The organism is Treponema sp. UBA7567, assembly GCF_002476655.1.
In the GTDB taxonomy this organism is placed as follows: domain Bacteria; phylum Spirochaetota; class Spirochaetia; order Treponematales; family Treponemataceae; genus Treponema_D.
Map to the genome: position 1 here is coordinate 45124 of NZ_DLLH01000063.1, position 9032 is coordinate 54155.

11 protein-coding genes are annotated in these 9032 nt (G+C 37.4%); 5 read left to right on the forward strand and 6 right to left on the reverse strand.

All coding sequences use genetic code 11. The features are described 5' to 3' along the window. Nucleotide 1: 1 nt before the first annotated feature. From B3Y13_RS08080 to B3Y13_RS08090, 3 genes are read right to left on the reverse strand one after another with little or no spacing between them, the layout of a single operon-like run. Nucleotides 2–397: a PIN domain-containing protein gene (locus B3Y13_RS08080; protein WP_296666712.1), complete on the reverse strand. Its 396-nt coding sequence runs from the start codon at nucleotides 395–397 to the stop codon at nucleotides 2–4. Continuing rightward, complete coding sequence (locus B3Y13_RS08085; RefSeq protein ID WP_296666709.1) at nucleotides 397–636, reverse strand: hypothetical protein; 240 nt, start codon at nucleotides 634–636, stop codon at nucleotides 397–399. The genes B3Y13_RS08080 and B3Y13_RS08085 overlap by 1 nt, the downstream gene beginning before the upstream one ends. Before the next feature lie 33 nt (nucleotides 637–669). Further along, nucleotides 670–2700 carry a site-specific DNA-methyltransferase gene (locus B3Y13_RS08090; protein ID WP_296666706.1) on the reverse strand — a complete coding sequence of 677 codons (2031 nt, stop codon included), beginning with the start codon at nucleotides 2698–2700 and terminating at the stop codon, nucleotides 670–672. Nucleotides 2701–2859: 159 nt separating this feature from the next. Here B3Y13_RS08090 and B3Y13_RS08095 point away from each other — a divergent pair, with 159 nt between their 5' ends. After that, nucleotides 2860–3183: a helix-turn-helix domain-containing protein gene (locus tag B3Y13_RS08095; RefSeq protein WP_296018885.1), complete on the forward strand. Its 324-nt coding sequence runs from the start codon at nucleotides 2860–2862 to the stop codon at nucleotides 3181–3183. A gap of 121 nt (nucleotides 3184–3304) precedes the next feature. Here the strand turns inward: B3Y13_RS08095 and B3Y13_RS08100 are convergent, their stop codons facing one another. The 3 genes from B3Y13_RS08100 to B3Y13_RS08110 are packed head-to-tail and all read right to left on the reverse strand — an operon-like array spanning nucleotide 3305 to nucleotide 6329. After that, nucleotides 3305–4960, reverse strand: coding sequence for a DUF2326 domain-containing protein (locus B3Y13_RS08100; protein ID WP_296666703.1), 1656 nt, complete (start codon nucleotides 4958–4960; stop codon nucleotides 3305–3307). Continuing rightward, the gene (locus tag B3Y13_RS08105) at nucleotides 4954–5178 is read right to left on the reverse strand and encodes an ABC-three component system middle component 7 (protein WP_296666701.1); all 225 of its coding nucleotides are present in this window, start codon (nucleotides 5176–5178) and stop codon (nucleotides 4954–4956) included. Before B3Y13_RS08105 ends, B3Y13_RS08100 begins: the two co-directional genes overlap by 7 nt. After that, a complete protein-coding gene (locus tag B3Y13_RS08110) occupies nucleotides 5175–6329 on the reverse strand; it encodes an ABC-three component system protein (protein ID WP_296693852.1) in 1155 nt (384 codons plus the stop codon). Before B3Y13_RS08110 ends, B3Y13_RS08105 begins: the two co-directional genes overlap by 4 nt. A gap of 174 nt (nucleotides 6330–6503) precedes the next feature. On the opposite strand from B3Y13_RS08110, the gene B3Y13_RS08115 reads away from it, so the two are divergent. The 4 genes from B3Y13_RS08115 (at nucleotide 6504) to B3Y13_RS08130 (ending at nucleotide 8773) form a co-directional block, all read left to right on the forward strand. Beyond that, nucleotides 6504–7253, forward strand: a complete 750-nt coding sequence (locus tag B3Y13_RS08115; protein WP_296666698.1) for a DUF4469 domain-containing protein — start codon at nucleotides 6504–6506, stop codon at nucleotides 7251–7253. Between the two features lie 80 nt (nucleotides 7254–7333). Then, nucleotides 7334–8089: a DUF4417 domain-containing protein gene (locus B3Y13_RS08120; RefSeq protein ID WP_296693856.1), complete on the forward strand. Its 756-nt coding sequence runs from the start codon at nucleotides 7334–7336 to the stop codon at nucleotides 8087–8089. Continuing rightward, nucleotides 8076–8414: a hypothetical protein gene (locus B3Y13_RS08125; protein WP_296693859.1), complete on the forward strand. Its 339-nt coding sequence runs from the start codon at nucleotides 8076–8078 to the stop codon at nucleotides 8412–8414. Before B3Y13_RS08120 ends, B3Y13_RS08125 begins: the two co-directional genes overlap by 14 nt. A gap of 11 nt (nucleotides 8415–8425) precedes the next feature. Then, on the forward strand, nucleotides 8426–8773 hold the full coding sequence (locus B3Y13_RS08130) for a hypothetical protein (RefSeq protein WP_296666691.1): 348 nt from the start codon (nucleotides 8426–8428) through the stop codon (nucleotides 8771–8773). The last annotated feature ends 259 nt before the right edge of the window (nucleotides 8774–9032 follow it).

Sequence of the window (9032 nt, forward strand, 5' to 3'; positions counted from 1 at the left end):
TTTAAATATTCCAGTCGTCCAGTTGCAGTCCGTCAATACGGATAAATTCACGTGTATTATGCGTAACAAGAACTGCGCCTTTATTTAAAGCTGCCGCCGCGATAAATAAATCATTTGCACCAATTTTGTTTCCTTTCACTTCAAGTTCTTTTCTGATTTTCGCGTAGGTATAGGACATCTCATCTGCAAAAGGAATCACTTCAAACAGTTCTAAAAATTGTTTTGTCCGCTCAAGAGTTTCTGTTTTAGTACTTTTGTATGCTCCGAGCAAAAGTTCCGCTTTTACAACAACAGGAATTTTTATTTCATTTAGAGGAATTGACAGAAAACGACTCCGCACACTTTCCGAAAGATTCCGAAGAAAATCTATGCAAGTATTTGTGTCAAGAAAATACATTATATAATCTTCCTTTCTGCATCATCGGAAAGCAGAGGCTGAGAAGGTCTCACAAAAGAGCTGTCATCTATTGAGCCGCATAAAGTCGCTAGCGTATTCCTCTTGTTTTCTTCCATCTGAAAAGCCGGGTTGTCATATTTCAAGATAAACTGCGCGAATTGCACGACAGCCTGAATTTTGCTGTCAGGAAGTTCATTTATAATGTCAATCGCTTCTTTTTTTAACGTCAAAGTTTCCATGAGTCCGCCTCCTAAAGTTGATTATACATCATTTTAGTCGTTCTTCAATCTGTAAAAATCTTCGGTGAATGCGATATCGTTTTGGGCAAGTCCAGCTGTGGTGTCGTGGCGGTCGGAGACATTCAAATAAAGCTGATTTAAGTCCAGCATGCGGATGAACATTTCTTTTTGGCGTTCAAGCGGGAGAGAAGCAAATTTCCCACTGGTCACTACCTCGTTTCTGAATTCCTTTACGCGAACGTTGTAATGAAGAAAATATTTTTTGCTCAACGTGTCGAATATTTTTACTAGCTCACAAAGATTTTTGCATGAGGAAATAAGCTTTGCCGCACGCTCGTTTTTCTTTGCAAGCTCCATATAGACAAACGAGCCGCCGCCTTGCCAGCCCACGGATTTTGAGATTCCGCCTTGTTCTCCGCAGATTACTTTTTTAAGCCGCTCAACAGCAACACTTTCGATGTAGTCCATCTGCTCAACACCGATATACTGGCGGCTCATTTTATGCGCGACTGCGGCGGTTGTTCCACTGCCCAAATGGTAATCAAGCACGATGTCGGAAGGAGAAGTGGAGATTTGAAGAAGTTGCTTAATTAAAGATTCTGGCTTTGGACTATTAAAATTTTCTCTTCTAAATCCAAGTTTTTCTAATTCTGTTTTCGCAGATTTTAATGAGCCTTGTTCAAGCAACAAATTATTAAAAAGTTTTCCATCGCCTTTTTTATAATCTTCTCTATATTTTTTCACTTTAAATATTCCATTTTTAATTTCATATTTTTTTAATTTTACGATGTCTTCCATTGTTTCTCTTCCTAAAGTCCATCTTTTTCCTTCTGGCGGTAAAAAAGTTCCTTCTGGAGTTTTTATTTCAAATTTCATGGTCTTTCGTTCATAATCACCATCATTTGTTTTAATTGGAACTTCTAAATTATACCCTCCATTCTCATCAGAATAATCATAACGACGTTTAAAATCTAAAATATTTATGGATACTTCATTTATATTCTTTGCATACATTAGAATTGATTCTGTTATTGTTCCAATTCCATCTTGTGTATTGCTAGCGTTTCCTTTTTTTCTCCATGTCAGTGTTGTAAGATAATTAGTTCTCTTAAAAATCATATCCATCAAAACCAATAAATAGCCAAACTCAGGTGAATTTTGTAAATCACTTGGAGAATTATCAATTTGTACAAAAATCACTCCATCTTCCTTCAGCAGTTCCCTCGCAACTTCCAGACGGTTTTTCATGAACGTGAGCCAGCTTGAATGATTGAAGTTGTCGTTGTAGGCAAAGCCGTCGTTTCCCGTGTTATACGGAGGGTCAATATAAATCAGCTTGATTTTTCCGGCGAATCCCTTTTTGAGCGAGTGCAGCGCAAGCAGGTTGTTTCCTTTTATTATCAGGTTGTCGGTGATTGTGTCGTCGCTAAGTCCGCGCTTTCTGTTTATTTCGGCATTGCGCTTAAGATGCGAGGTTTCGGCAGGCTCAACTGCTTCATTTGAATTACGCTCAAATCGTTTTGCTTTGCAGAATGCCTTCGGGCTAAAAAGATTGTCGATTTCGTCCTGGGCCAGAATCTCGTTGTAAAAAACTTCGCGTCGTTTTGATTTCTTTTCTGTAAAATCCTGGAGTTTTTCGTCCCATTCAAAATATGCGTCAAGACCGTCCTCTTTGCTCTGTCCGCCTTCAAGCACGCAGTCCTTGAACGGAAAATTCAGCACGACTTCGCTTCTGTCTGTAAACGCGGAATCTCCAAAGTAAAGCCCGATTTTCTGCCCAAGATATTTTGAATACGAGTTGCAGCCGCTTGAATATTCCAAAATCTCCTTGAATTTTGCGCTCTCAAAAACAAAACTGTCCAGAACAGGCTTGAAGAAAACCTTTTTTGTGGCGGCATTTTTCAGCAGAGGCGCAAGAAGTTTTTCATCTCCGTTTTCCGCCGCATTTTTTATTATGTTGAGCTTCAGCTCTCCGCCCTGAGTTACAAAATCAGGAACAGTCTTTAATATTTCTTCAATTTTTGATTTTAGCGCGTTTGTTTCCAGTGAATCAGTGAATGGCATTTTACGCTCCGAAAGGTAACTAAAAGCGAAATTATTTAGCTAAATAATTATAAAATTCGCTATATGATTTAACTATCGGTTATAAAAGTTGCCGCTTTAATTAAATTTACTATCACTTCGTTTATTCATTCTAACTTTCAGCGAATTTAAACTGACAAAATGAATAAGGATGAATTGAATAAACTTTATATTGAAAATATAAAAAGAATCAGAACAGAAAAAAAATTAAGCCAAGAAAAACTTGCAGAGCTTTCAAATTTAAGCAGTCCGTTTATCAGCGACATCGAAAACGGCAAGAAATGGGGTTCTTTTGAAACCTTAGTTTCCATTGCAAACGCGCTTGAAGTTGAGCCTTACGAGCTGCTGCTTCCGCCAAAAACAAACGTTTCCTACGACACAAAACGCACCCAGGAGCTTATGAAACGCCTGCGCTCAAATTTCAGCGAGCTTGTTGACACAATGGAAGAATTTTTGAAGAAATAATACTATTTTTTTAGAACTTGCATCTCAACTACCTAGATACTTGCATCGCAGTTTCCTAGCTAGTTGCGCCGCAACTTCCATGGTAAATACGACTCAAGTATCTGGGTAACTTTGCCGCACATCAGTTGGAGCTTTTCTTTTTTGCCCAGGAGCGTCCGAACAGCTCGCCGCCACCGGCGTAAAGTTCTATTGCCGTATGATTTTCGATTGTTTTCTTTAGCTCATCGCTTTCGTATGAATTTTTCTTGTCAAACGAGACAAAAATCTGCTTTTCAGACTTTTCATATTCCTCAAAAATTTTTATGACACGGTTATCGCTCAAATTTTTGAACAGAATTGAGTCGTGAATCACAAACGGAAGTCTTGTAAGCTCAAGAAGCGCAATGTCATACAAAATCATGTTAACATAGGCGGTTCCGGTTCCGCTGTCCTTAGGAGCATAAAAACTGTAACTAGACGCGGAATTTAAATTAAGGCGGGGCGCATAACTGTTATTTCCATTTACATTAACGCTAAGCACTTCGAGCTTTTTATTGATTTTTAAAACAATTTCTTCAAGTATTAAATTTTTTTTACCGTCAAGCTCAATTTTCGTTTCTTTTAGCTGTCTTGAAATCTGCTCGGAATTTTTATAAAAAGCAATTTGCCCTTCAAGCTCGTTTTTCTGAATTGAAACTGCGGCGTATTGCTCAAGAATTTTTTTTGGAATTGAAACAGGAACGCTAAGCTCAGTAAGTTTTTGCGTTGCTTCTATTAAATTCTTTTCGTTTCCGGATATTTTGTCTTCAAGTTTTAAAAGCTCTTCCTCTGTTTCTTCTTTTAGGATTTTTGTAATCTGCTTATGGAAATTCTGAATTTCTTCAAGATGCGGAATATTTACATAAGGGAAAAATGATTTTAGCTCTTCAAAATTTTCTTTTTGAATTTTTGTTCCAGAACCAAGATTAGCTTCCATAATTGATTTTTCATTCAGAAGTCTTGTCCTATTTCTTCTTAAAACCGTGATTTGCTTTTCAAGCTCTGCCGCCTGTGCCGCCCGCTTTGCATCAACAGTTTCTGTCTGAATTTTGTTTGACTCTGCAATTTGTGCTAGCTCTTCATTTAACTGGTCAAGCCTGATTTCTGACTCTTTCAGCTGGGAGAGACTTTTTATCTTTCCGTTTTTTACGATTTTTGATTTTTCAACAGAGGAAAACTCTTCTTTTTCTGATTGAATTGCAGCTGATTTTTCTTCAAGAGTTTTTATTTCATCATATTCTTCAAACAGTTTTATAAGATTCCGCAAGATTCCTGTTTTTCCGCCGTTATGATTTTCAACGCCGACTATATTTTTGATTTCGCTGGAATCCTTTCCAAAAATCCGAACAGATGATGTTACGGCCTGCCTGAACGACAAGCCTGTTTCTGCTAGATTATATTTTTCAAGCAGGAATTTCTTAAAGTCAACATCGCTTATTTTTTTCGTTATATTAAAATGCTCATCGCAGACTGCAACTTCTTTAGGATTTTCTGTTGAGCGTGAAAAATAATATGTCTCGTTGTCAAATTCAAGGCAGAAATTTATTTTATGGTTTCCGACTTCTTCTAGCAGCTCCTTTTGAGAACAATAACTGTCTCCGCCGAAGCAAAAATCAACAGCAAACAGAAAAGTGCTTTTTCCGATTGAATTTTCCGCATTGTCCTCGCCAAGACAAATATTCAGTCCCGGGAAAAATTCAATCTTTCCGCGCGGACTTCCGTTTTCTATAAATTTTTCACATTCAATGAATTTCAGCATAATTCTATTCTCTCCGATTTTTGGTCAAATTTTATTTTTCCAAGCGCAAAAAGAACCGTGAGGCAGTCTGCAAAATCGCTTGTATTTTTAAATATCTTTTTGTTTGCCTTGTAAACTTCAGCTGGGCTGCAATCCTTTTCTTCTAAGAATTTTAGAACCGGCGCAAGTTTTGAAAGGCAGCTTTCTTTATATGTGAATATTTTTGAAGGAAGTTTCATTGTTGCGCCGCCTCCCTGAAAATTTCGCAGGACTGGACAAAATAGCTTGCAAGAATCTGGCTGGCGATATAGCTGGTTTTTGACATATTATGAAAACGTCCTGAAATCGCCTCAAAGATTTGAGTTTTTTCAATTTTTTCAGCTTCCAGGTTTTCATAGATATGCTTTACTGACTTTCGGAATTTTGCTTCATTGAAATTTTCTTTTTCAACTTTCTGCTTTAGAAGTCCGTTTATGAAGTTAAAATACTTTACAACGCGCGGCTTTATCTCATCTTCCAAAAAATGTTCTGACGGAAGAAATTTTTTCTTAAGCTCAACCGGGCTGTAATTGAGTTCGCTGAGTTCTGAACCATCGGCATTTGTGATTTTCTCTATTAAAGCTGTTATGTCCTGCTCTATTTTTTCTTCAGCTGCAAATTCCGAAACCTCTTCATTTTTCTGCATACGCCTCTTGATTTCACAAAGCCTTAAAATATCATGCTCCGTTTTTTGCATATTGAGCTTTGCGGCACATTCCGGACAGACTGCAAGCAAATTATAAATCCTGTCGTAAGGTTTCTGCGGATTTATCTGGATTATCTGAAAATACGGCTGCTTGTCTTCCTCTTTTTTGACATAGAGAGGCTTTGAGCACTCCGGCAGCGGACACAAACTGTTGCATTCCTGCAAAAGGCTCAGTCCGTATTTTTGCTCCAAGTCTTTTTGCCCGGAGTTTGTATTTAATAAAACTTTCTCCTGTTTTTTTCCTGATGCAATATCTGAGATGATTTGAAGAAATACATCCGCACATTTTTCAGGAAGCGCTTTTATATCAGTGTCTTCAACTCCTAGCTCATTTGCCAAATTTGTTTTCAGGTCAACTGACAAGGAATCTATCTTGTCGATAAATTCTGTTGAATCAAAATTTGACTTTATAAAGACTGCGTTTTTCTCGCTTATTTTTTTCGAACCGCGAAAATATCCATTTAATGTACTTGTGTTCATTTTCAAGAATGGATTATTTTGATTGCAAAAAAATCCATCATCACCCAAATACACAAGACTCAAAAGCTCCAGCACAAATTTAGGATGCTCATCTCCTAAACCAATATAAGAATATAAAATTCTAGAAAAATCAGAAAATTCCAACTGCTCCCCTTTTTCATTCATTTGGCCAATGGTGGACAACGACGGCCAGTGACGGCCAACTTCTTTTTCAAATGGACTGTATCTTAGTTCCTGTAAGACAAACACAAAATGTCTTGCAGGCTGCGTTGCAGTCTTTTTAATAATTATACCATACTTTTTTGAACTTTATTAGAAAGTGTGGTTTGTGAGGTGGCTATGGCTACTATTGCTTCGGAGTTCAAGAACTCCACAAACAAAATCAGTGTTTCAATCCGCAAGCTTGTCTATGAGGAAACTGAAACATTCGTGGGTCGTGTTTCACGGAATACAGTGAACATTGACAATCTTATAATGGAGATTTGCGAAAGAAATCCCGCCTACAATGAGTATGAGCTTAAAAAATTCGCAAAGGATTTAAAAGCAGGAATTCTTTCAAATCTGTCAAACGCAAAATCTGTAAACCTGCTGGACTTGGGAACGCTTTACATCGCGCTTTCAGGCGGAATGAAAATCGCCCCAAAGACAGCAAGCGAGATTTCTTCTCTTACAGTGAAATTTACACCTTCAAAAACTTTGACTGAATCTGTAGGAAAAATCGAGATAGATAAAATTGTTTATACAGATTCAGCTCCACTTATAAGCAGTGTAAAGTGTCTTTGGGACGGAGTTGAAGAAAAAGCTGTAAAGCCCGGAAAACTTGTGAGCATTACAGGAAGCAGGCTAAAGCTTGAAGGTGCGGAATGCGGCTTATATTTCTGCCCTGTCGATGAAGACGGCGAAGCAGAGGCGGATGAGACAAAATGGCTCAAGTGCGTTTTAACAAGGAATCTTCCAAAAACACTGGAAGCCTACGTTCCAGATAATCTTACGCCCGGTGAAAAGTATGCGGTTGCCATAAAAACAAGGCCTACGGCAGACGGCACATATTCAGTCGGATTCAGTGAAAACCTGAAAGTCGCTGAATAAGAAATCCATTCAGTTTTCCGTGTCGGTTTTTCTAAAAAGATAATCGGCGCGGAAGACTGATTTTTGAAAGGAATAATAAGATGGAGAATATTTTTCAACCATATCTATTCGATGATTTGGACTTTTGCAAAAAAGAAAAGCTAAAGAAAAATCTGATTGATGACGGATTCAATGCTGAACTTGTTAAAAATGCAATTTTTGACGGCTTGCTTGAGATTCCGCTTATCAGAAATCCTAAAGAAATTTTAATTCCAAAGACGATGATTCCGTTCAGCAAAATGAACAGAAGTGAAACTCTCAACGAATTTGTCTGCTTCTATGAAAACGATTTAAAATTCCGAGACATTTTGACTTCAACAAAAGAAAATCTTGAAAAAATCAAGAAATTTTCCGGAGCCATATCTCCCGACTGCTCTCTTTATTACGATATGCCGCTTGTTCTGCAGATGACAAATCTTTACCTGAATCATCAAATCGGTCATTACCTTCAAGAGCAAGGAATTTATGTAATTCCAAATGTTCGTTTTGGCGATGAGCGCACATACAAACGCATTATTCCTGACGAACCGCCATTCGCCTTTTTGGGGCTTGAAAAACACGGAATTTATTCAATAGGAACTTACGGCTGCTGCAAATCTTCTGAATACAAATTTCATTTAAAAGAAGGACTGCGCTCTTTTATAAAGGAAATTGAGCCAAAAATCATTCTTGTTTACGGAGCAATGCCGGGAAAAATTTTTGATGAGTTCAAAAATTGCGGAGTCCAGTTTTTCCAATATGACAACTGGACTAAATCCCAGCATAAGAAACCGGAGGTGAAAAATGGGAAGCGGTAGAAGCGGACTGTACAGCGGAACACGGGGAGGCAGAAACAGGCTTCCAAAAAATCCTGCGCAGATAAAGCATATTTTCAGAAAAAGCAAAGGACATCTTACAGACAATTTAAAAAACAGGAAAACTTTGCTAGACTTGATAAATGACGAGTCTTGTTATGCGGGAACAGATAAAGACGGCTGTAAATGGTATATAAAAATTGCGAAAAATGGCGCTCAATATTGGGCAAAAGTAAAAAACGGCAATTTAAGCAACGGCGGATATAACCGCTCTCCTAAAGAATGGGATGAAACAACAGGATTATGTAAAAATCCTAACAAAAAATAAGGAAGATAAAAATGACAAATTTTGAATTATTTACATTGATGTACATTATATTAGACAAAGAAAACGAAAGACACGGCAGGGCAAATGAATTGCTTACAGATTATGTGAGTGATTTAAATCCCTTTATTTGGAAAACAGAAGATTCTGCTGATCCGGCATATTTTTCAGAATTCAATGATTTTATGAAAAATAAAAAAATTGGCGACGATTTTGGCTATTCTTTAATTGCACAATTCATAAAGACAAATGATGGGTATTATTCAAGTTTGGAAAAATATTTTTTAATGACTTCAAAAGATGATTTTATAAAAATTGCAAAAAAATATCTTTCCGAACCGCACAAAGGCGGAAAAAACTAATTCTTCCTCCAAAACAAAGGAGATGACCAAAAAGAAACTTTTATGTCATTATCGGGCTTGCCCCGATAATCTATTGAAAATTTTCAACAGATTGCTAATCAAGTTTTTTTCAGAAACATCGCAGTATCAAGTACGGCAATGACATTTAGAACTTATTAGCCAGCCCCTTTGTTTTATAACATTTTATTTTTCCGGGTCAGAAAATCGTGATATGCAAGTGTCGCAATCCGCTTTGCGTCTTGCTTACCGAGTTTTCCCT

Coding starts and splice junctions, on each gene's coding strand:
- B3Y13_RS08100 (WP_296666703.1), bottom strand. CDS start 4,960: ATGCTGAAATTCATTGAATGTGAAAAATTTATAGAAAACGGAAGTCCG.
- B3Y13_RS08125 (WP_296693859.1), top strand. CDS start 8,076: ATGGGAAGCGGTAGAAGCGGACTGTACAGCGGAACACGGGGAGGCAGA.
- B3Y13_RS08120 (WP_296693856.1), top strand. CDS start 7,334: ATGGAGAATATTTTTCAACCATATCTATTCGATGATTTGGACTTTTGC.
- B3Y13_RS08110 (WP_296693852.1), bottom strand. CDS start 6,329: ATGAATGAAAAAGGGGAGCAGTTGGAATTTTCTGATTTTTCTAGAATT.
- B3Y13_RS08085 (WP_296666709.1), bottom strand. CDS start 636: ATGGAAACTTTGACGTTAAAAAAAGAAGCGATTGACATTATAAATGAA.
- B3Y13_RS08105 (WP_296666701.1), bottom strand. CDS start 5,178: ATGAAACTTCCTTCAAAAATATTCACATATAAAGAAAGCTGCCTTTCA.
- B3Y13_RS08090 (WP_296666706.1), bottom strand. CDS start 2,700: ATGCCATTCACTGATTCACTGGAAACAAACGCGCTAAAATCAAAAATT.
- B3Y13_RS08115 (WP_296666698.1), top strand. CDS start 6,504: ATGGCTACTATTGCTTCGGAGTTCAAGAACTCCACAAACAAAATCAGT.
- B3Y13_RS08080 (WP_296666712.1), bottom strand. CDS start 397: ATGTATTTTCTTGACACAAATACTTGCATAGATTTTCTTCGGAATCTT.
- B3Y13_RS08130 (WP_296666691.1), top strand. CDS start 8,426: ATGACAAATTTTGAATTATTTACATTGATGTACATTATATTAGACAAA.
- B3Y13_RS08095 (WP_296018885.1), top strand. CDS start 2,860: ATGAATAAGGATGAATTGAATAAACTTTATATTGAAAATATAAAAAGA.